The organism is Lysinibacillus sp. K60 (assembly GCF_019731275.1).
Classification (GTDB): Bacteria; Bacillota; Bacilli; order Bacillales_A; family Planococcaceae; genus Lysinibacillus; species Lysinibacillus capsici.
Window position 1 is genome coordinate 59,696 of the sequence record NZ_JAASJR010000005.1, and the last position, 21,680, is coordinate 81,375.

At 39.2% G+C, this 21,680-nt stretch carries 19 protein-coding genes; 15 read left to right on the forward strand and 4 right to left on the reverse strand.

Going from position 1 to position 21,680, the window contains the following annotated elements:
• Positions 1–2: 2 nt before the first annotated feature.
• Positions 3–521, reverse strand: coding sequence for an antibiotic biosynthesis monooxygenase family protein (locus tag HCH28_RS12150; RefSeq protein ID WP_221681156.1), 519 nt, complete (start codon positions 519–521; stop codon positions 3–5).
• Between the two features lie 233 nt (positions 522–754).
• Between HCH28_RS12150 and hemE the strand changes: the two genes are divergently transcribed.
• The 3 genes from hemE to hemY all read left to right on the forward strand — a co-directional run bounded on the left by hemE (position 755) and on the right by hemY (position 4,317).
• Positions 755–1,804, forward strand: a complete 1,050-nt coding sequence (gene hemE, locus HCH28_RS12155; RefSeq protein WP_048391738.1) for a uroporphyrinogen decarboxylase — start codon at positions 755–757, stop codon at positions 1,802–1,804.
• 156 nt (positions 1,805–1,960) lie between these two features.
• On the forward strand, positions 1,961–2,881 hold the full coding sequence (gene hemH, locus HCH28_RS12160) for a ferrochelatase (protein ID WP_221681157.1): 921 nt from the start codon (positions 1,961–1,963) through the stop codon (positions 2,879–2,881).
• A gap of 14 nt (positions 2,882–2,895) precedes the next feature.
• Complete coding sequence (gene hemY, locus HCH28_RS12165) at positions 2,896–4,317, forward strand: protoporphyrinogen oxidase (RefSeq protein ID WP_221681393.1); 1,422 nt, start codon at positions 2,896–2,898, stop codon at positions 4,315–4,317.
• A 139-nt stretch (positions 4,318–4,456) separates the two neighbouring features.
• On the opposite strand, the gene HCH28_RS25550 is transcribed toward hemY, so the two are convergent.
• Together HCH28_RS25550 and HCH28_RS12175 are read right to left on the reverse strand one after the other, a co-directional pair.
• Complete coding sequence (locus tag HCH28_RS25550; protein ID WP_255601255.1) at positions 4,457–6,946, reverse strand: TrbL/VirB6 family protein; 2,490 nt, start codon at positions 6,944–6,946, stop codon at positions 4,457–4,459.
• A gap of 179 nt (positions 6,947–7,125) precedes the next feature.
• Positions 7,126–8,211, reverse strand: a complete 1,086-nt coding sequence (locus HCH28_RS12175) for a glycosyltransferase family 2 protein (protein WP_221681158.1) — start codon at positions 8,209–8,211, stop codon at positions 7,126–7,128.
• A 183-nt stretch (positions 8,212–8,394) separates the two neighbouring features.
• Between HCH28_RS12175 and HCH28_RS12180 the strand changes: the two genes are divergently transcribed.
• The 6 genes from HCH28_RS12180 to HCH28_RS12205 all read left to right on the forward strand — a co-directional run bounded on the left by HCH28_RS12180 (position 8,395) and on the right by HCH28_RS12205 (position 14,980).
• Positions 8,395–9,363: a YncE family protein gene (locus HCH28_RS12180; RefSeq protein WP_313150465.1), complete on the forward strand. Its 969-nt coding sequence runs from the start codon at positions 8,395–8,397 to the stop codon at positions 9,361–9,363.
• On the forward strand, positions 9,363–10,046 hold the full coding sequence (locus tag HCH28_RS12185) for a response regulator transcription factor (RefSeq protein ID WP_004230448.1): 684 nt from the start codon (positions 9,363–9,365) through the stop codon (positions 10,044–10,046). The genes HCH28_RS12180 and HCH28_RS12185 overlap by 1 nt, the downstream gene beginning before the upstream one ends.
• Entirely contained in the window at positions 10,043–11,431 is a 1,389-nt protein-coding gene (locus HCH28_RS12190; RefSeq protein WP_221681160.1) for a sensor histidine kinase, read from the forward strand. The genes HCH28_RS12185 and HCH28_RS12190 overlap by 4 nt, the downstream gene beginning before the upstream one ends.
• 3 nt (positions 11,432–11,434) lie before the next feature.
• On the forward strand, positions 11,435–11,959 hold the full coding sequence (locus tag HCH28_RS12195) for a FixH family protein (protein WP_221681161.1): 525 nt from the start codon (positions 11,435–11,437) through the stop codon (positions 11,957–11,959).
• Between the two features lie 121 nt (positions 11,960–12,080).
• The gene (locus tag HCH28_RS12200) at positions 12,081–12,653 is read left to right on the forward strand and encodes a TetR/AcrR family transcriptional regulator (protein ID WP_009373269.1); all 573 of its coding nucleotides are present in this window, start codon (positions 12,081–12,083) and stop codon (positions 12,651–12,653) included.
• 137 nt (positions 12,654–12,790) lie between these two features.
• Positions 12,791–14,980: a YhgE/Pip domain-containing protein gene (locus tag HCH28_RS12205; protein ID WP_221681162.1), complete on the forward strand. Its 2,190-nt coding sequence runs from the start codon at positions 12,791–12,793 to the stop codon at positions 14,978–14,980.
• Positions 14,981–15,386: 406 nt separating this feature from the next.
• On the opposite strand, the gene yhfH is transcribed toward HCH28_RS12205, so the two are convergent.
• Positions 15,387–15,512, reverse strand: a complete 126-nt coding sequence (yhfH, locus tag HCH28_RS12210; RefSeq protein ID WP_004230455.1) for a protein YhfH — start codon at positions 15,510–15,512, stop codon at positions 15,387–15,389.
• A gap of 144 nt (positions 15,513–15,656) precedes the next feature.
• On the opposite strand from yhfH, the gene lplA reads away from it, so the two are divergent.
• The 6 genes from lplA to HCH28_RS12240 all read left to right on the forward strand — a co-directional run bounded on the left by lplA (position 15,657) and on the right by HCH28_RS12240 (position 21,569).
• The gene (lplA, locus tag HCH28_RS12215) at positions 15,657–16,649 is read left to right on the forward strand and encodes a lipoate--protein ligase (RefSeq protein ID WP_048390817.1); all 993 of its coding nucleotides are present in this window, start codon (positions 15,657–15,659) and stop codon (positions 16,647–16,649) included.
• A 100-nt stretch (positions 16,650–16,749) separates the two neighbouring features.
• Positions 16,750–17,454 carry a response regulator transcription factor gene (locus HCH28_RS12220; protein ID WP_221681163.1) on the forward strand — a complete coding sequence of 235 codons (705 nt, stop codon included), beginning with the start codon at positions 16,750–16,752 and terminating at the stop codon, positions 17,452–17,454.
• A complete protein-coding gene (locus HCH28_RS12225) occupies positions 17,454–18,437 on the forward strand; it encodes a sensor histidine kinase (RefSeq protein ID WP_131521120.1) in 984 nt (327 codons plus the stop codon). The genes HCH28_RS12220 and HCH28_RS12225 overlap by 1 nt, the downstream gene beginning before the upstream one ends.
• 11 nt (positions 18,438–18,448) lie before the next feature.
• Complete coding sequence (locus HCH28_RS12230; protein WP_221681164.1) at positions 18,449–18,874, forward strand: hypothetical protein; 426 nt, start codon at positions 18,449–18,451, stop codon at positions 18,872–18,874.
• A 12-nt stretch (positions 18,875–18,886) separates the two neighbouring features.
• Complete coding sequence (locus HCH28_RS12235; RefSeq protein ID WP_004230460.1) at positions 18,887–19,663, forward strand: ABC transporter ATP-binding protein; 777 nt, start codon at positions 18,887–18,889, stop codon at positions 19,661–19,663.
• Entirely contained in the window at positions 19,635–21,569 is a 1,935-nt protein-coding gene (locus HCH28_RS12240; protein ID WP_221681165.1) for an FtsX-like permease family protein, read from the forward strand. Before HCH28_RS12235 ends, HCH28_RS12240 begins: the two co-directional genes overlap by 29 nt.
• The last annotated feature ends 111 nt before the right edge of the window (positions 21,570–21,680 follow it).

Below are 21,680 nucleotides of genomic sequence, written 5' to 3' on the forward strand. Positions count from 1 at the left end.
ACTTATTGTGAATCTTCTTCTTTCGGTAGAGCACTATAGGTTGTTACATAAGAAGCTGCTGAGAAGATGTTTTGCTGGCGTATCCCAGTTGAATCATCTCTTCTAGCATGGGCAGTTTCATAGGCTTTAGAACTCTTCCATGCCTCAAATGAATGGGGTCCATGCCATTGAGTCATGACAATGTAAGTATCACTCTTGATAGGCCTTAATAAACGGAAGGCAACAAAGCCAGGCTCGTTTTCAATAGCGCGTGAACGTTCTAAAAAGCGATGCTCGAAAACGGGTCTTCCTTCATCCGTTACAGGAATATTATTGAAAACAAAGAAACCATGTTCCTCTAAATCATTTACTGAATCTAGCACTTCAAATTTACGAGGTGTCGCAAATACTGTTTTTCCTTCTGTTTCATGTATTAGTACAGAGTTACCTTCTCCATGAATTAAAATCATATGTTCATTAGGATACTTATTTTTTACCTGTTCCAAAAAATCGCCAGTACCAGAAGTTAAATAAATATACATGAATTTATCCTCCTTATGAATCTTACTAATATAGCGTGATTATACCCTTTCTGGCGTAAGTCTAACGCTTCGTTCAAAAAGAATATGCCGAGAAAGAACAATTTTATGACATTTCACTAGGAAAACTATACAATAACAGAGGAAGCGTTTACTATTGGAAACGGATATCAATAATAAAGGAATAAACATGGGATTTTTTATAGTAAGAATTTAACGAGGGGAAGGAATTATTCATGACAACTTTTAATGATACACTTCTACGTGCTGCACGTGGAGAAAGGACCGCACATACACCAGTTTGGTATATGCGTCAGGCAGGACGTTCTCAGCCAGAATACCGTGCCATTAAAGAAAAGTATTCCTTAGAGGAAATTACACACCAACCTGAGCTATGTGCGTATGTCACTCGTCTACCTGTAGAGAATTACAATGTAGATGCTGCTATTTTATATAAAGATATTGTCACACCTCTCCCTGGAATTGGGATAGATGTGAAAATCAAGGCAGGTGTTGGTCCTGTTATTTCTAACCCTATTCGTTCAGTAGCGGATGTAGAAAAATTAGGTGAATTCAATGCTAAAGAGCATACACCATTTGTATTAGAGACAATCAAGTTACTTGCAGAAGAGCAATTAAATGTACCTCTAATCGGTTTTGCTGGAGCCCCATTCACACTTGCAAGCTACATGATTGAAGGTGGTCCTTCAAGAAACTATAATAAAACAAAATCATTTATGGTATCAGAACCTCAAGCTTGGTTTGCTTTAATGGATAAACTCGCTGACATGATTATTGCAGATGTAACGGCTCAAATTAAAGCTGGTGCAAAAGCTATCCAAGTGTTCGACTCATGGGTTGGAGCCTTAAATGTAGAGGATTACCGTGTATTTATTAAACCGATTATGACTCGTATTTTTGCAGAGTTGCAAAAAGAAAATGTACCATTAATTCAATTTGGAGTGGGTGCTAGCCATTTAGCAAAAGAATGGAATGATTTACCGATTGATGTTGTGGGCTTAGATTGGCGTTTACCGATTAAAGACGCACGTGCCAATGGTATTACCAAGCCTGTACAAGGAAACTTAGATCCATCTCTATTACTTGCAGATTGGTCAGTTATTGAAAAACGAACGAAAGATATTATTGATCAAGGACTAGAAATGCCAGGTCATATCTTTAATCTTGGTCATGGTGTTTTCCCAGAGGTTGACCCAGATGTCTTAAAACGTCTTACAACGCTTATTCATGAATATAGTGCTCAACAAATTCAAGCTCGTTCTTAATGGAAGTCAATCAAGCGTGAATAATATGTCCTTTTCTATATAGGAAATTTTAATTCCAATGTAGAAAAGGAGCTGTCCAGCAATTAAGATTGGGCAGCTTCTTTTTATCACATAATGTATGAAAAACATAAAACAATTTTAGAGGTGAAAAGGGTAATGAAAGAAGTTAAAGGCTTACTAGTAATGGCATATGGAACACCTTATAAAGAAGAAGATATTGAACCTTACTATACGCATATTCGTCATGGACGTAAACCTTCTGCAGAGCATTTAGAAGATTTACGTAGCCGCTATGAAGCAATCGGTGGTTTATCCCCATTAGCTGCGGCAACACAAGCGCAAGCTGAAGCATTATGTACACGTTTGAACGAAGTACAGGATGCTGTAGAATATAAATTGTTTATTGGTTTAAAACATATTCATCCATTTATAGAAGATGCAATAGAGCAAATGGTGGCGGAGGGCATAAAAGAAGCGGTTTCTATTGTTTTAGCCCCTCACTTCTCTACTTTCTCAATTAAGTCTTATAATGGTCGTGCTGAAGAGGCCGCAGGCGGTCGCTTAAAGATTACTTCTGTGGAATCTTGGTATGACGAGCCAAAATTCATAGAGTATTGGAAACAACAAGTGAATGAGACATTTAATGCAATGACAGAAGAAGAACGGGAGACAGCTTGTCTAATTGTATCAGCACATTCATTGCCTGAAAAAATTAAAAACTTAGGTGATCCATATGAAGATCAACTAATTGAAACAGCTCGTCTTATTCAAACTGCGACAGGTTTAAAAAATGTAGAGGTTGGCTGGCAATCAGCAGGCCAAACACCAGAGCCTTGGATTGGTCCAGATGTTCAAGACTTAACACGTGAGCTATTCGAAGAAAAAGGCTTCCGTTCATTTGTTTATACACCAGTAGGTTTCGTAACAGAGCATTTAGAAGTGTTGTATGACAATGATTTTGAATGTAAAGTTGTTTGTGATGAACTTGGTGCAAAATACTATCGTCCAGCGATGCCAAATACACATCCTTTATTTATTGATGCGATGGTAGGGGCGATTCATAAAAAATTAAGCTAAGCGAAAAGAAAGTGATGATGTTGGTGACTCAGAAAAGACGAAAGGTAGTTGTCGTAGGCGGTGGCATTACAGGCCTTACAGCTGCGTTCTATATGCAAAAAGAAGCAAGCGCAAAAGAATTGCCATTAGATATCGTACTTGTCGAGTCGTCATTACGTCTTGGCGGAAAAATTCAAACTCTAAGAAAAGATGGCTTTATTATTGAGCGTGGGCCAGAATCTTTTTTTGATCGTGAAAACTATGTCCATGCTTTAGCAAAGGATCTCGGGATCGAACAGAAACTATTAACAAGTAATGCGGGTCCAAACTATGTAGCTGTTGGTAGTCAGTTATATACAATACCTAGTCATCTCCTATCTGGAGAGACACCACATATCTCTTCATTCATAACTTCAGGCTTGTTCTCACTTAGTGGTAAAGTTCGTGCGGTGGGGGACTTTTTTATTCCCCGTTCTACACAGAATGACGATCAACCGTTAGGCGCTTTTTTTAGAAGAAGATTTGGTGCGGAGATTGTGGAAAATCTAGTAGAGCCCCTACTAGCGGGTACATTTGCAGGGGATATTGAGCAGTTAAGTATGAGTTCAACCTTCCCGCAGCTTTATAGTTTAGAACAACAATATCGTAGTTTGCTGATTGGTATGAAGAAGTCAGGCACGAATTTCTTAAGCAATCATCACATAGCTGAAAATAAAGGTATCTTTCAAACCTTTAGCAATGGCCTTGAAACACTCATTGAAAGTATTGAAGAATCCTTAGTTCCGGGGACAGTGATGAAGGGTGTCAAAGTAGAGGAAATAGAGCATGGCAAGGATGGTTCAGTTCAGGTGATACTCAACAATTTTTCGCATATCAAAGCAGATGCTGTTATTATTGCCACCCCCTTTAATATGGCTGAAAAAATGTTTAGTAAGTTAAGTCTATTACATGAATTGGGCACAATGAAGGCTGCGACTATTGCAACCGTTACAATGGCCTTTAAAAAGGAACAACTCGGTGATTTAGACGCACTTTCTTTTTATGTCTCTCGAAATAGTGATTTTTCAATTACTTCCTGCACTTGGATGAATCGAAAATGGCCAGGTACTTCACCAGAGGATTATGTATTATTACGTAGTTATATTGGTCGAGTGGGCGATGAAGCGATTGTAGCGTTATCGGATACGGAGATCGAAAAAACCGTGCTACAGGATTTAGAGAAAACGATTGGTATCGATGGTGTACCTATCACAACTGTTGTAACACGTTGGAAAAATGCGATGCCACAATATACAGTTGGCCACGAGGCGAAAGTCCTTCGTATCAAGCAAGAATTACAAGAGCATTTTCCAACTGTAAAGCTTGCAGGAAGCTCGTTTGAAGGAATATCGATTCCAGAATGCGTACAGCAAGGTAAAAAGGTCGCCAATGAAGTATTAATGGAAATGTTCAAGTAATGCAAATCAGATAGTACAAACATTTATTATCAATGTTTGTACTATTTTTTATATTGTTACATGAAAAAGAAATAGCAAACCACAAAATAGTGGTTTGCTATTTCTACTAAAAGCTGTATTGCTTAATAATGTCCTAACTCTAAGAAATTCGATGACATGACCAAACAATACCACCAGAGTTAGCGCCGCCTAGTGTAAGAGAAATAGTCAATCCATTGGCCTCATAGAACAAATCGATTGTATCTCCAGCATTTAAATTCACTTCTCCTGCTAAAGTAATTGTGCCATTTCCCAGAACTGCGCGTAAAGTTAATACAAGTGCCACATTGACATTTAGTACAGGGAACAAGCCACTAATTAAATTAGTAGTAGCATTTTGTCTAATTGCAAATGAAGGGTTTATTCCTGCTCCTAAAGTAACGCTAATAGCCGCAGCAGTGGAGTAGTTAATGGTTGCTTCAAAGGAATACCTACCTGTAGTTGGTACAGTGAAAATACCAGTTGTTGGATTGAAAGCAGGTGTTGTAAAGTATGGTGAAGTAACACTCCAGTTAGTGATTGGAGTAGATCCACTAACAGCCAACGTGTTTTTAAAGGCAGAGAATCCTTCAGTAAACGCAGGCCCCGTAGCGCCAGTAGCCCCAGTAACGCCGGTTACCCCAGTAGAGCCAGTAACGCCGGTAGCCCCAGTAGAGCCAGTAACGCCGGTTACCCCAGTAGAGCCAGTAACGCCGGTAGCCCCAGTAGCCCCAGTAACGCCGGTTACCCCAGTAGAGCCAGTAACGCCGGTAGCCCCAGTAGAGCCAGTAACGCCGGTTACCCCAGTAGAGCCAGTAACGCCGGTAGCCCCAGTAGAGCCAGTAGCGCCGGTCTCACCCGTAGAGCCAGTAACGCCGGTAGCCCCGGTTACACCCGTAGAGCCGATAGCGCCAGTAGCCCCGGTTACACCCGTAGAGCCAGTAGAGCCAGTAGAGCCAGTAGAGCCAGTAACGCCGGTAGCGCCGGTCTCACCCGTAGAACCAGTAGCGCCAGTAACGCCGGTAGCGCCGGTCTCACCCGTAGAACCAGTAGCCCCGGTTACACCCGTAGAGCCAGTAGAGCCAGTAGAGCCAGTAGAGCCAGTAACGCCGGTAGCGCCGGTCTCACCCGTAGAACCAGTAGCGCCAGTAACGCCGGTAGCGCCGGTCTCACCCGTAGAACCAGTAGCGCCAGTAACGCCGGTAGCGCCGGTAGCGCCAGTAGCGCCAGTAACGCCGGTAGCGCCAGTAGCGCCAGTAGCCCCAGCAACGCCAGTAACACCAGTAAAGCCAGTAGCCCCAGTAGCCCCGGTTACACCAATAGAACCAGTAGCGCCAGTAACACCAGTAGCGCCAGTAACACCAGTAGAGCCGATAGCGCCAGTAGCCCCGGTCACACCAGTAGCCCCAGTAGCCCCAGTAGCCCCAGTAGCCCCAGTAGCCCCAGTTACACCCGTAGAACCAGCAACGCCAGTAGCGCCGGTAACCCCAGTAGTGCCAGTAACGCCGGTAGCGCCAGTAGAACCAGCAACACCGGTAGCCCCAGTTACTCCAGTAGCGCCAGTAACACCAGTAGCGCCCGTAGAACCAGCAACACCGGTAGCCCCAGTAACACCAGTAGCGCCAGTAACACCAGTAGCGCCAGTAGCCCCGGTCACACCAGTAGCCCCAGTAGCCCCAGTAGCCCCAGTTACACCCGTAGAACCAGCAACGCCAGTAGCGCCGGTAACCCCAGTAGTGCCAGTAACGCCGGTAGCGCCAGTAGAACCAGCAACACCGGTAGCCCCAGTTACTCCAGTAGCGCCAGTAACACCAGTAGCGCCCGTAGAACCAGCAACACCGGTAGCCCCAGTAACACCAGTAGCCCCAGTAACACCAGTAGCGCCAGTAGCGCCAGTAACACCAGTAGCGCCCGTAGAACCAGCAACACCGGTAGCCCCAGTTACTCCAGTAGCGCCAGTAGCGCCAGTAACACCAGTAGCGCCAGTAACACCAGTAGCGCCAGTAACACCAGTAGCTCCCGTTGAACCAGCAACACCGGTAGCCCCAGTTACTCCAGTAGCCCCAGTAACACCAGTAGCGCCAGTAACACCAGTAGCGCCAGTAACACCAGTAGCGCCAGTAACACCGGTAGCCCCAGTAACACCAGTAGCGCCAGTAACACCAGTAGCGCCCGTAGAACCAGCAACACCGGTAGCCCCAGTTACTCCAGTAGCCCCAGTTACTCCAGTAGCGCCAGTAGGCCCAGTCTCACCCGTAGAACCAGTAACGCCGATAGCCCCCGTAGAGCCAGTAGGTCCGATTGCGCCAGTCACGCCAGTAGCCCCAGCAACGCCGGTAGCGCCAGTAGCGCCAGTAGCGCCAGTAGCGCCAGTAGCGCCAGTAGCGCCAGTAGCGCCAGTAGCGCCAGTAGCGCCAGTAGAACCAGTAGCGCCGGTAACGCCAGTAGCGCCAGTCACACCTGTACTACCAGTAGGTCCAGTTATCCCCCCAGTCGGTCCTGTAGGTTTCACTGGCCAAATTGGACAACTTGGAATTGGACCAGTTTTACAACAACAAGGAAATGAATGACACTTACTGCAAACTCTATCAATAAAATTTCCAAAATGCATAATCTCACCTCCTCTCTCAAATATCGTATTCTGATAAATGATAAGGGAGGTAGACACATAACTATTATTTACTTGTAAATAGAGAGTTATTTATAGATTCGTTGCAACTGTATTTAAGATAAATGGATGTTTATCCTGCGAATAGAAGATGAATCTTTTTAGATGGTAATTGATATTTTTTAAGAGTCATTTTGATTGATTGTTAAAATACGCTTGAAATATTCTTTATTGTGTAGAATTTTGGGGTCATTCGGAATAAACGAGCCTGCTAATTCATTATGGGCATGGGCTAGTTCATATTGTTGTAAGCGATCGTAAAGAACACAGAGCTGCAAGTGGGGTAGCCATGTAGAAAAGCTTTTGTTTTGAAAGGGGGCATTTGGCTTCTGTTTAATAACCAGAGCTTGCTCATACCAAAATATAGCTTCGTAATTTCTGGATTGTTCCATAAAGTGATAACCTAGGCGACAGCAGGCTTCTGGGCGGGGGATATCGTATTCAAAGCTTCGTATTATAGCACTGAAATTGTTTTCTTTATCGTTTAAATGAGAATAGCAATCTGCTAATTTTAAGCAGGCACGAATATTATCTTCAATCCATCCTAATTTGGACGTTAAAAATAATTCATAATAATAAATAGCTTCCTCAAACAGGCCATGATCTACTAATTCATTAGCAAAATAAAATGTATCACGTGGTGATAGTGTTTCTCCCGTTTCAATCAGTTGTCTATAAATGGTAATATTGCGAGAGTGATCATGGGTTAACGGTAAATGGCTAACAGCAACATCACTATCAAACAACATACCACTCACTTCTAAATATTCATGAACTGCACCAATCCATTGAAACTGCTTTTCTCTTCTGACAAGGCGATATCTTCTTATTAATGCATCTGCGTTTCCCTCATGATCGAAACTTAAATGATAATTCATAGAAACAGCATCAATGTCGGAAGTAAGAGATGCTTTGAGTGCCTTTAATTTTTGGCGATCTTCCTCTAAAAAAACATCGTCAGCATCAAGCCAGAGGATATATTCTTTTGTCGCTTGTTGAAAGGAAAAGTTTCGTGCTGCTGCAAAGTGATGTATCCATGTAAAATCAAAAATTCGGTCTGTATATTGTGCAACCACTTGCTTTGTACTATCTGTTGATCCCGTATCAACAATATTAATTTCATCTACTATATCTTTGACAGACTCAAGACATCGACCAATAACATCTTCTTCATTTTTTACAATCATACATAAGCTAATGGATATCATACTTTATTCCTCCTTACCATTATCTTTGTAATATATGTAAGGACGGAAATATTGGTTGGATGATTGAACTGTTAGAAGAATTGCGAGTCTGATATGTGAAATGTATTTTCATGGTTTGTCATAAATTTACCTTCCAAGTTTCACCCGAATTTCACAATTGTGAAGTATAGTAAAGGGGCAGAGGTGATAAAGTTGAAAAAATGGGCATTCTTCATTTTTTCGTTACTACAAATTATATGGTTAGCGGGTTGCGCTGAAAAGTCATATGAACCCATTGAAAGGGAACGAAGTTTTATAGCTTCATTAAACATACAAGAGCCATCATTAGATTTTATTGATGAGGATGGGAATTTGCTTGCGACATGGTTATTTGATAAGGCTTATTCAGGGGCCATACTATTAGGAGATGACCAAGTTTTATTATATGGACACCAATTAAATAACATCGATGTCTATACAATATCCACCGGAGAAAAGCTCTATTCAAAAAAAGTAGAGATTGGTACGACCAATGTATACTACGATGACAACATCAAGCAATTTTTTATCACGAATAGTAAAACCAATACAGTGACAAGCTTTGATCAAGAAGGCAATCAGCTAGCTTCACAACAACTTGGCAATTATCCAATGTCAATGACATCGTATAGGGATAAACTATATGTGATTAATTTTAAAGATACAAAGTTATCTGTGTTAAATATGAAGGATTTAACGATTGAGCAAGAGTGGCCTATTCAAAAATCTGCTCATGGAATAGCTGTTCTAGAAGAAACACATGAGCTATGGGTAGGCGGTCATGGGGAAGGAAGTAAGCCAAATAGTTCTGTTAAAAAATATGATTTGACTACAGGTCAACTGCATGGCGAGATTGACATGCCTTTGATGCCAGTAGGATTAAAAAAGACCAAAGATGCCGTTCTTGTGGTAAGTCATGGTCACAACGAGTTATATGTGGCTGACTTTGATGGCCATATCAAGTGGCAGCAAGAGGTTGGGGCAAATCCCTTTGTAGTGGATCAATTTAAAGATTATATTGTTGTCGCTGGCTATGATGATCACACATTGTATTTTATAAAAGATGGCCAGAAGGAAAAAACAGTTGATGTAGGGAAAGGTGCTTTTCAGCTGTTAGTAAGGGAGGAACAATGATGACAACTGTATTAATAGTTGATGATGAGCAGGATATGCGTAATTTAATTGAAATGATGCTCAATAACTCTGATATAGAGACATTTACTGCCGCTAGTGGAACTGAGGCTTACGACGTAATAGTGCGTGAAAATATAGATTTAGTATTACTTGATGTAATGATGCCACATGAGGATGGTTTTGTTGTTTGTCAAAGTATTCGGGCTATGTCCAATGTGCCGATTATTTTTTTAACTGCACGTGATGCGAATGAGGATAAAGTGAAAGGTCTTACACTTGGTGGAGATGATTATATTGTTAAGCCATTTACACATGATGAACTCGTAGCCAGAATTTATGCTGTATTAAGACGAAGTGGTGCAAATATTACAGAACTACAGCAAAAGTACGTAATTTTTGGCTCTATTAAAATAGATGAAATAGCACGAAAAGTATCCGTTGATGGAAAGAGTATTCCACTTACTTTAAAGGAATTTGAACTCTTACACTTGTTTATGAAAAATCCAGGAAACGCCTATTCGAGAGAGCAATTATTAGAACGCATTTGGGATATTGATTATGTTGGTGGAACACGCACGGTAGATACACATATTAAAACTTTACGAATAAAGCTTGGAAAGGATGCGGCTTCGCATATTCAAACCGTTTGGGGTGTGGGCTACCGCTTTGATCCTGGCGAATGAAAAAAATTGCCACGCGCATTTGGTTGTTAATTTTTGCTTTTTTAATTATTACTGTCGTCTTTATGTATGTTCTCACAAATTTTTTATATCAACGTTTATATGTACAAGATACAGAAGATACAATGGTCGAAGTTGGTTTGAAGCTACAAACAATGTATGACAATGGCAAGGTAACGGATGAATTTATTGCAGATATTGAAGAATTTAATGATTATTCCAATTTGAATATATTTGCGGTAAGGAATCCTCGTGAATTAAGCGCCTGTGTTCCATTTGATATCGATTATGAGACATTGATTGGTCCTGAGGAAAGACAAAAGTTATTAGCAGGAAAATATGTGCAAAAAATTGGGTACGAGCCTCGTTTTGATCGACAACTTATTTCGGTGGTTGTACCACTTGTTGATCAAAATCGATTAGAAGGTATTATTTATATTTATTTCCCATTGGCCAAAATTAGTGAGTTGGCAAATAGTGGCGTTATTTTATTGTTTATTAGTGCCTTCATATTTTTAGTAGTTGTTAGCTATTTAATTTATAAAGGTATTCGACATATTATGCGACCATTAAACGATTTACAGCTTGCAGTAGAGCAGATGTCCTATGGGAATTATGAGACTCGTGTACCTGTCAATTCACGAGATGAAATCGGTAAATTATCTAGTACCTTTAATAAAATGGCAGAGGCAATTCAGCAAGAGGATGAAGCACAAAAAACATTCTTGGCAACAGTCTCGCATGAATTACGAACACCGATTAGCTATGTAAAGGGCTATAGCGAAGCCATGCAAAATGGTATCATCACAGAAGGTCAAAAAGAAGAAACCATTCAGCTAATCGTCCGTGAGGCCAATCGCATGGAACGCTTAACAAACGAATTACTTCAACTGGCAAGAACAGAAAATGAGCAAACTGAAATCGATTTATATCCAATTCCGTTAGGTGAAACATTACGAGAGGTTCAAAAAATCTTAACGCATCAAGCAAATAAAAAGAACATAACTTTATATTTAGATGTAGATGATGCTCTAATTATTGAAGCGGATGAGGTAAAATTAAAACAAATTTTTATTAACATTATTGAAAATGCGATTAATTACTCGCATGAAAATTCTAAGGTGGAAATTGTTGCTGCTGAAAAGGCTGGTAGTGCACAAATTACCATTAGGGATTATGGAATTGGTATTCCTGCGGAGGATTTAACCCATGTCACTGAACGATTTTATCGTGTTAACAAAGCTCGAAGTCGTGCGGACGGTGGTAGCGGACTAGGCTTATCGATTGTTGAACAGTTATTAAAACAGTTACAGGGAACGTTGGAAATTGAAAGTGTTGTTGAAAAAGGCACATCCGTGAAGATACGGTTGCCATTAATGGAGGATTAAAAGATGAAAAAGTGGTTATTTGCGCTAATAGCAGTCCCTACATTATTAGTAGGATGTGGAGAAAAAAAAGAGGCATTGCCAGAACCAGAAGTACCACAGATCCCAGAAGTTGAAATTTTAACACCAAAAGAAGTAGCACTCAATGAAACGATTGAGCTGGCAGCACATGTTGAACAAGGTGGAAAAAATGTCGATGATGCTGTAGTAGAATTTGAAGTTTGGGAATCAGGAAAACGTGATGAAGGACAAATGATTGATGGGAAATTAGAGCAAGACGGTGTTTATAAAGCAACGACTACTTTTGATCATGATGGTGTGTATTATATGTATGCACATACAACAGCTAACGGTGTTCATAATATGCCAAAGCAACAAATTATTGCTGGAAGCCCTGATATGACAAAGGTTGTCCCAGAAGATGAAAAAGCCAATAACAGCATGGATAATAACATGATGGATCATAATAATGACTCTTCAAATGATATGGATCATGAGGAAGAGAAAAAAGATGAAAAAAATCATCATTAAAGGCTTGCAATTTTTTTGAAATAGGAATATGATAATGACCAGATGACCGAAATGGTTTTCTGGTCATTTTTATTAAAGTGTACGAGAGATGTACATAACCTAACTAGAAAGGATGTTACTAATGGATCGTAGGCAGGAAATTCTTGAAGCAGCTGCAAAATCTTTTACATTGTTTGGCTACAAGGCAACAACAATGGAGCAAGTGGCGAAAATTGCCAATGTCGGTAAAGGTACGATTTATACATTCTTTGCAAATAAAGAAATTTTATTTCAAGAGATCGCAATGTCACTTGTACGAGAGATGAAAGCGGAAGCAGATGCAGTGTTGGATGCATCGGCAAGCTTTATGGATAATGCGCATAATGCTTTAATGAAAATGCTACAGTTCCGAGAAAAACATCTTTTATTTGCAAAGCTAATCGAGGAAGAAAAAGAATTACGAACACCAGCAGTTAAACAGGTGCTACTACGTATCGAGACTGAAATCTTATCGTATGTCGCAGAATTAATACAACGACGTATTAACAAAGGTGAAATTAGAGAGTGTGATGCGGAGCTAGTTAGTTACTTATTGCTGAAGGCATATCTTGCTTTTGTTGTCGATTGGCATGAGTTACACGGTGATGTAATCCCTGAAGAAAAGATACTTAATCTTTTTAAGGAAACAATCTTTCGAGGTTTGATTCTCACTTGATTCGACAAAATACAGCTGTATAAGTATTGAATTGAATCAAGTGCTCTTTTTGCAATATTATTGAGGTTGCTTATTTTTTTGAATGAAAATGACCGAATGACGTTTTCGGTCAAATAGTTTAGGAGTGAGGAAATTATATGATTAAAGCTGAGTGGCTGAAGATCTTTAAAACAAGAAAAATGCTTGTTTCAATCATTGCTGTATTATTTATTCCAGTAATGTATGCGGGTATGTTTTTATGGGCGTTTTGGGATCCTTATGCAGGGCTTCCTAATCTTCCAGTAGCTGTTGTTAATGAGGATACTGGTGCTGAGATGGATGGCGTTAAATTAGACTTGGGGGATACCTTGGTCGATAAATTGATAGATAGCGAGCAATTTAACTTTATAGAAGTTTCAAAAGATGAAGCTGAAAAAGGCTTAAATAGTCGTGACTATTATATGATTTTAGAAATTCCAACAAATTTCTCTGAACATGCAACAACACTATTAGATGACAAACCATCTAAATTAGTAATGAACTACATTCCAAACGAGGGATTGAACTTCCTTGGTGCTCAAATAGGTGAGACAGCAATGGATCGTGTACGCGCTGAAGTAAATTCTCAAGTATCAGCGACTTATGCTGAAAAATTATTTGATTCAATTGCAACACTTGGTGATGGCTTTACAGAAGCAGCAGATGGCTCAAATAAGCTAGATGAGGGTGCACAAAAAGTAGCGGATGGTGCAAAAGATTTAAAAGGATATTTGGAGCAACTAGCATCGAGCACAGTTGAACTATCAAATGGTACTGATAAATTAACAAAAGGTGCGGGAGATGCCGCAAAAGGCGCGAATGACTTATCTAGTGGTTTAGTCAAACTACAAGATGGTACTGTTCAATTACAACAAGGTGCACAGCAAGCTGCAAATGGAGCAACGAGCCTTGAACAGGGGATATCACAATATACACAAGGTGTTGCAAAAGTTGGTGCTGGTTTAAACACTTTAAACGACAAACAACAGCAAATTAGTGCAGGTGCAGCATCTATTGCTGAGAACGCTGGTGCATTGAATGGTGCAGCAACCCAATTAACAGCGGGATCTGCAAAAGTAGAGGCAGGCATTACAGCCCTATCAAATCAATTACAAACGATGATGGCTTCAATGCCTGAAGAACAAGCAGCAGCATTAAAACAAACATTAGCGGAACTACAGGCAGGTAGTGCTAGTGTGCATAACGGTTTAACATCTTTATCAGCTGGTACAGAAAAATTACAAGCTGGTGCCAATCAAGTAAGCTCTGGTGCAACTCAAATTGCAGCAGGTCAAGCAGAAGTGCTAGCTGGTGCGAATGCATTAACAGCTAAAAGTAATGCTTTATTGGAGGGTGCAAAAGGTCTACAAGCAGGTAATGCTACATTAGCTGCAAAATTAGGTGAACTACATGCAGGTGTGAATACAGCTGTAACAGGTTCAAAAACATTAGCATCTGGATTAAATGAATTAGCGAATGGTACAACAACATTAAATCAAGGTACTTCGACACTTGCTTCAAAATCTGGTGAGCTAGCACAAGGATCTGCAACACTTGCAGATGGTTCTACAGAGCTTGCAGATGGTACAGCTACTTTATCTGGTAAATTAGGTGAGGCTAGTGAAAAAGCAAATGAAGTCAAAGCAAATCAAGACACGTATGATATGGTAGGTAGTCCAGTTGAAGTTGAAAAAGAGTCTGTAAACCATGTTCCTAACTATGGTACAGGTTTTGCACCGTACTTTATTTCTCTAGGTTTATTCGTAGGTGCATTATTAATTTCAATTGTGTTCCCACTTGTTGAGCCTGCTATTCGTCCTAAAAACGGGGCATCTTGGTTTACAAGTAAGGTGACTGTACTAGCAGTCGTAGGTTTAGTGCAAACATTACTAACAGTAGTTATTGTCAAATGGGGTCTAGGACTCGAAGTGAATAACATGGGCTACTTTATTTTAACAGCCTTATTAACAAGCTATGTATTTTTAGCCTTAATTCAAATGCTTGTTTCGATCTTTGGTGACCCTGGTCGTTTCATGGCAATAGTTGTACTAATTTTACAATTAACAACAAGTGCAGGTACATTCCCATTAGAATTAATACCTTCACCATTACAAGTATTTAACAAGCTATTACCGATGACATATACAGTTCAAGCATTTAAATCCAGTATTTCTACTGGTGATACATCATTCTTAATGCAAAACTATGGTGTTCTAGCTGGTTTCTTAGTAGCATTCTTAGCAATCACATTTGGTTACTTCATGCTACTGCACAATAAACGTTACTCTAAAGTAGCTGAAGAAAACTAATCATGAAGCACTCACCCAATGTAGGTGAGTGCTTTGTTGTTCATAGGGGTTATGTAATAATTCTTCCGCCTCAAATGACATAAATAAAAACAAAGCGATCTATAGAAATTTTATGAAAAAAGAGTTTGAATTTGCATTGCAGGCTATTTACTTTTCAGTGGGCGAGTAGCGAGCTGCTCCCTCTGGACGCTGGCAGAACAGAAATCCCCTTTCCTTGTCAAACGGTCTTTCTCTGCTAGTGATTGTCTTTTTTCAACAATAAAAAACAACAGCTGATATGAGCGTATCAGCTGTTGTTTTTTGTAAGTGTAAGAGATTTAATTAAGGGTTCATCAAAATATGATGAAGGGTGTCATGATTGCTACGTGTGGGGCACGTATATGACTATATCAGAATAGGCAAATGCTTATAGGTGGTTACATTTTTCACAAGTGTTGCTGTAGCATTCGCTTTGTTCTTCCATTTTTTCACCGCACTCAGTACATTGCTTAGCAGGTAAATTCTTGAAAAATTCAACTACGTTTTCTAACATTGTGGACTCCTCCTTTAAGTTCATCTGTACTATTACTGTTTTGATATTTTCTAGTGTATTATAACAGATGCTTTTCGTCAACACAAAATGCCTAATTTACGGTAAAATAAATATGGATATTTTGTGAAGGAGGAAACGTGAACTATGATTTTCGTTGATAATAAAGGGATCCATGATCCACGCATTAATCTTGCTATTGAGGAGTATTTGTTAAAAACAATGGACGTTGAGAAAGAGCCAGTGCTCCTTTTCTACATTAATCAACCGTCTATCATCATCGGTAAAAACCAAAATACGATTGAAGAAATCAATACAGACTATGTAGAGGACAATGGCATTATTGTTGTGCGCCGTCTTTCAGGTGGTGGTGCTGTTTATCATGATTTAGGCAATCTTAACTTCAGCTTTATTACCAATGATGATGGCGACAGCTTTATGAACTATAAAAAATTCACACAACCAGTCGTTGACGCTCTAGCAAAAATGGGTGTGAATGCAGAGCTCTCAGGACGCAATGATATACTAGCAGAGGGACGTAAAGTTTCAGGAAATGCTCAGTTCTCTACAAAAGGACGTATGTTCAGCCATGGTACATTGATGTTTGATACAGAAATTGATGCGGTTGTCTCTGCTTTAAAGGTCAAAAAGGATAAAATCGAATCAAAAGGTATTAAATCGATTCGCTCACGAGTAGCAAACATTTCAGAGTTTTTAAAAGAGCAAATGACAGTTGAGGAATTCCGTCTTGAAATTTTGAAATCCATTTTTGGCGGGGAAGAAAACATTCGTTATTATGAGCTAACTGAAGATGATTGGGCGAATATCCACAAGCTATCAGAGGAACGCTATCAAACATGGGAGTGGAATTTTGGGAAATCACCACGCTTTAATATTCAAAAAACACATCGATTCCCAACAGGAGGCATTGATATTCGTCTAGAAGTAAATCATGGTGTGATGGAAGAAGTGCATATTTTTGGAGATTTCTTTGGTGTCGGTGATATGGCTGATATAGAACAGCGCTTAGTTGGGACAAACTATGATAGAGCGGCTATTGCTAAGGCATTAGCAGACATTGATATCCCTACATATTTTGGTGGAATTTCAACTGAGGACTTTTTACAATTAATTTATTAAGGAAAATACGGTTTCATGTAATGTTTTAGCCTAAAGGTTCGCTGACAATTATGTCGTCGAACCTTTTTTTGATACAATATAGAAAGAAAGGAGTGTTGATATGGAAAAGCATCGAATATTCATAGTTGAAGATGATGTTAAGATTGCATCATTACTAGCGGAAACGCTTAGAAAATATCAATACGAAGTTGCAACAATTCAAGAATTTGATCATCTTATAGAAGAATTTACAGCATTTAATCCACATATGGTGCTGCTTGATATAAATTTACCCGCTTACGATGGCTATTATTGGTGTCGCCAGCTACGTCAGCATACAACATGTCCGATAATTTTCATTTCTGCACGCTCAGGAGAAATGGACCAAATCTTTGCACTTGAAAATGGGGGCGACGATTTTATTACAAAGCCTTTTAACTACGAAATTGTGTTGGCTAAAATCCGTAGTCATCTACGCCGTACATATGGTGAATATGCAGCAAGGCAAGAAGAACGGACAATCAAGCAAGGACAGCTTGTACTTCATTTAGAAAGAATGGAGCTACATAAAAATGAGTTAGAAATTCCACTTCAGAAAAAAGAATGTATCATCTTAGAGCTACTGATGGGCAATGCACCGAAAGTCGTTTCACGTGAGCAATTGTTAGAGGAGCTTTGGGACGATCAAGCATTTGTCGATGAAAACACTTTGAATGTGAATATGACCAGAGTTCGAAAAAAGTTAGCGGATTATCATATATCGTCAACAATCGAAACGGTACGTGGTGCAGGCTATCGATTCATATTAAGTGCAGGTGAGTTATAGTGGGCTGGAAGCTTTTTTTACGTGATTATGCATCATTTATTGTGTTCCAGCTCTTATTAGTTGGGTTCATCATGGTTATCTATGCATTAGACGGTTTCCGAAATATTGATACGGCTATTTATTCCTTTTGTATTAGCCTTGTGCTATTAGCATCCTTTTTACTTGTCCGCTATTTAATGCGGCAACGCTACTTATTGAAGATAACTCAGCTTCCAACAGCAATGGAGGATGTGCTACAAAAAAACGCAAAAACGCCAGAAGCTATGCAAACCGAGAAGTATATGCATGAATTGTATCGACTTTATCAACATGAGTTGCATGCTTTATATGCAAGTCAAAAAAGGCATGATCAATTTATGAACCAGTGGGTCCATCAAATGAAAACACCTATTTCAGTGATTGAATTATTATTACAGGATGACCGACCTCTTGATAAAAAGAATGTTCAGGAGGAAATCGATCGCTTGCGTAGAGGATTGGACATGGTACTTGTTAATGCACGCCTAGAAAATTTTGAGGATGATATGCAAGTAGAGCGAGTTGCGCTAAAAGGTATTGTAACTGCAACTGTTAATGAAAATAAACGTTTATTTATTACGAAAAGAGTTTTCCCGGAAATTCATATTGAGGACGATCTCATTGTTGCCAGTGATTCAAAATGGCTTCGTTTCATTCTTGGACAATTTATCACCAATGCAGTGAAATACACGTTTGAAGCCAATAAAAAAATTGTTATTTCTGCCATTGAAAAGGATGACTATGTACAACTTGCCATTTGTGATGAGGGTATTGGGATTCCAGCTTCCGATCTTTCTCGTGTTACAAAAGCCTTTTTTACTGGCGAAAATGGGCGAAAAACAGGTGAATCAACTGGAATGGGCCTTTATTTAGCCAAAGAAATCTGTGAAAAGCTAGGGCATGAGCTGGCTATTACATCAGAGGTAGGAAAAGGAACGATTGTGACAGTAACATTTACAAATTAGGGGGCACTAGGATGGTAGAGGTACGTATAGAAGATTGGAAACTAACGATTGATAAGGAGAAAACAAATGCGCTTTATATGACACATCTGCAAGCGGGAGATCCATTAGCCTATCAAAATTTTATCTTGGCAAATGAAAAGTTAGATGAAGAACTACTGCATTTTTCAAAGAGCCTTGGGTTAAACTTACAGCAACCAACATTATTCAATGCTTTTCCTGTAGACGGTCAACAGATTATGTATAGTGGGTATTATACTGTATGTGGGGAAATCGTAGAGGGAGAAACGGATGCTTGGGATGTGATTATTGGGGAGCATTGCTTTAGTTTAGTAGAGGAAGAGTCAATAATGGCTTTAACAGAGCCTCATTTTCACATTGGTTTTGAGGTCGTTTTACAGTGGCTTTTACCTCATTCTTTAGAATTAATGAAGAAATAAGGTGAATGAAGTATGCCTATTTTACAAATTAAAGATGTGACAAAAGTGTACGAAGGTAAAGTAACGCATCGTGCATTAAATCAATTGAGCTTTGACGTGGAAGAAGGCGAGTTTTTAGCTGTTATGGGGCCCTCAGGAAGCGGTAAAACGACATTACTGAATATTATTTCGACCATCGATGAACCAACTAGTGGAGAAATCATTTTAGATGGAATGAATCCACATAAATTGAATGCAACAGAGCTTGCCTATTTTAGAAGAAGACAGCTTGGCTTTGTGTTTCAGGATTTCAATCTTTTGCATATGCTGACGGTCGAGGAAAATATCGTGTTGCCCTTAACATTAGATCAACAGCCGCTAGAGGTAATGGAGGAGCGTCTGGCAAGTATTGTAGAAAAGCTAGATTTAACTTCCTTCCTTCATAAACGTCCAAATGAAATATCTGGAGGACAGGCACAAAGAACGGCAATTGGTCGTGCGCTTATTCATAATCCTAGTCTCATTTTAGCGGACGAGCCAACAGGTAATTTAGATTCAAATTCTTCACGTGATGTGCTTGAACTATTAACAAAAGTGAATCAGGATAAACAAACGACAATCGTAATGGTCACGCATGATCCAATTGCAGCAAGTTATTGTGATCGAGTGTTATTCATTAAAGATGGTGAATTTTTTAATGAAATTTATCGAGATGACCGCCGTCAGATGTTTTTCCAACGTATTTTAAATGTTTTGAGCTTACTAGGAGGAGGGCAAGTAGGTGACCTTTCGACAATTCGCTTACCGTAATGTCGTGCGGAACAGCCGGATATATGGCGCCTTTTTCATGGCAAGCTTTTTTTCTGTGGCTGTATTTTTTATCTATTCCATGCTGATGTTTCACCCTGATATTGAACGTGGGATATTAGGGGAGATGTCTCTCATTGGGATGGTGGGGGCTGAAATTGTTCTCGTCCTGTTTACATTATTCTTTTTATATTATTCCATGAGTGCCTTTTTAGAAGCCAGATCACATGAATTTGCTATTTTATTGCACTTGGGAATGGAAAAACGTCAGATGAATAGACTTGTCTTTTTAGAGACAATGATTATTGGAACAGGCTCCATTATTGTAGGGATTGTCTTTGGCTTCTCCTTTTCAAAATTCTTTTTTATGATTGTGCGGGAAATTTTACATTTAGAAGATTTACCACTCTATATTTCATGGGAGCCATTTTTATTAACGATTGGTGTTTTCACAAGTGCATTTTTCGTTATTTCTTTTATTAGTGTGTATTTTACACGAGAGAGAAAATTACGAGATCTTATAAAAGGCAGTGATTATTTAAATAGCTTAACAACGTATTCCAAAATACGAGCTTTCTATGGTATTGCTTTAATTGTAACAACGTATATTCTCGCGTTTGTTGTCGGACATACATCACTAATCGGGCTAACGCTATTAATACCATTTTCCGCAACATTTGGCACCTATTATTTTTTCAGTGATTCTGTGCCTTGTTTTTTAGATTTAGCACGTGGGAAACGCAAATATCATTGGCAACGCTACCGACTACTATCGCTAGCAGAACAAACGCATATAATGATGGATAACGTGAAAATGTTTTTCGTTGTGACGATGGTATCGACGCTTGCATTTTTATCTGTTGGTGTTTTAGCAACGATGTCCTCCTATACAACGCAATATGATCGATTAAATCCACTCGGGCTGGTTTATAAAGGGGATGTCGATAATCCATATGAACGGGAACATATCAATTCTTTAAGGCTGCAATTAGAAGAGAAAGGTTTATCTTATCAGCTATCCCGTTTTATTGTTGTGAAGCAAACCTCCTCTTTCACTCGAAATGAAGTGGAGGTTTTTCGAGAGTCCGATATGAATGTTCTGCTTTCTTCCTACAGTTATCCATTATTAAATCTGGAAGCAGGAGAGGCAGTATTCATTCCTTATTCGGAGGATTCCCTAAAAAAGTTAAAAGATCGAGTTGTGCATACTGTTTTAGAAGAAAACAATATACCGCTCACTATTGATAGTGTCTATCCAAAAATAGTGTTTCCAGGCTCGATTGTCAGTGTCAATTCGATTGTCATTAGTGATGAAGACTTTGCGAAGCTTATTCATCCGATTTCTGATCAAGACATTATTCAACCAAGCTACCATCTATTTACATTTGTTATTCCTCAATGGATGGAAACGAAGGATATCGGTAAGGATATCGATCATCTAGAATCCAATTTATATTTTATTAAAAAGGATAAGTTTAGCCCTTTTTACTTTGAAAATGCAGGATTAAATTATTCTTATATACTAGCTACCTACTCATTATTTACATTAGTGGGTGTCTTAGTAGCCACTGTATTTTTACTTGCGGCTGGAAGCTTTATCTATTTTAAATTGCATACATCCCTCGAACGTGAAAAGCGTAAATTTGATGTATTAAAACGTATGGGTTTAACAGATACGGAGTTAAAAAAGCTGGTTAATCGGCATTTGTTTCCCCAATTCTTCTTACCTTGGGGTGTTGCGATGATGCATAGTGCCTTTGCTTTTCTAATGGTTCAGGGTATTTTAAGGGACATTGCGAATATATCGATTGTAAAAGAAGTATTCTTTGCTTTTGGCTTTTTTGTATTAATACAAGTGGTTTATTTTTATTTAATTCGATGGCGCTATATCTCCCATATTCGCTCATGAAGTAATGGTTTAAAAGAGAAAAAAATGAATTATTTAACGTAATTTATGACATGAGATAAAAAGACTCATTGTTTTTTAGATATATTTCTTATATAATATTACTGAATAACG

Coding starts and splice junctions, on each gene's coding strand:
- HCH28_RS12175 (WP_221681158.1), bottom strand. CDS start 8,211: ATGATATCCATTAGCTTATGTATGATTGTAAAAAATGAAGAAGATGTT.
- HCH28_RS12205 (WP_221681162.1), top strand. CDS start 12,791: ATGATTAAAGCTGAGTGGCTGAAGATCTTTAAAACAAGAAAAATGCTT.
- HCH28_RS12200 (WP_009373269.1), top strand. CDS start 12,081: ATGGATCGTAGGCAGGAAATTCTTGAAGCAGCTGCAAAATCTTTTACA.
- hemH (WP_221681157.1), top strand. CDS start 1,961: ATGAAAGAAGTTAAAGGCTTACTAGTAATGGCATATGGAACACCTTAT.
- HCH28_RS12190 (WP_221681160.1), top strand. CDS start 10,043: ATGAAAAAAATTGCCACGCGCATTTGGTTGTTAATTTTTGCTTTTTTA.
- HCH28_RS12230 (WP_221681164.1), top strand. CDS start 18,449: ATGGTAGAGGTACGTATAGAAGATTGGAAACTAACGATTGATAAGGAG.
- HCH28_RS25550 (WP_255601255.1), bottom strand. CDS start 6,946: ATGCATTTTGGAAATTTTATTGATAGAGTTTGCAGTAAGTGTCATTCA.
- HCH28_RS12195 (WP_221681161.1), top strand. CDS start 11,435: ATGAAAAAGTGGTTATTTGCGCTAATAGCAGTCCCTACATTATTAGTA.
- yhfH (WP_004230455.1), bottom strand. CDS start 15,512: ATGTTAGAAAACGTAGTTGAATTTTTCAAGAATTTACCTGCTAAGCAA.
- lplA (WP_048390817.1), top strand. CDS start 15,657: ATGATTTTCGTTGATAATAAAGGGATCCATGATCCACGCATTAATCTT.
- HCH28_RS12235 (WP_004230460.1), top strand. CDS start 18,887: ATGCCTATTTTACAAATTAAAGATGTGACAAAAGTGTACGAAGGTAAA.
- hemE (WP_048391738.1), top strand. CDS start 755: ATGACAACTTTTAATGATACACTTCTACGTGCTGCACGTGGAGAAAGG.
- hemY (WP_221681393.1), top strand. CDS start 2,896: ATGATGTTGGTGACTCAGAAAAGACGAAAGGTAGTTGTCGTAGGCGGT.
- HCH28_RS12185 (WP_004230448.1), top strand. CDS start 9,363: ATGACAACTGTATTAATAGTTGATGATGAGCAGGATATGCGTAATTTA.
- HCH28_RS12220 (WP_221681163.1), top strand. CDS start 16,750: ATGGAAAAGCATCGAATATTCATAGTTGAAGATGATGTTAAGATTGCA.
- HCH28_RS12150 (WP_221681156.1), bottom strand. CDS start 521: ATGTATATTTATTTAACTTCTGGTACTGGCGATTTTTTGGAACAGGTA.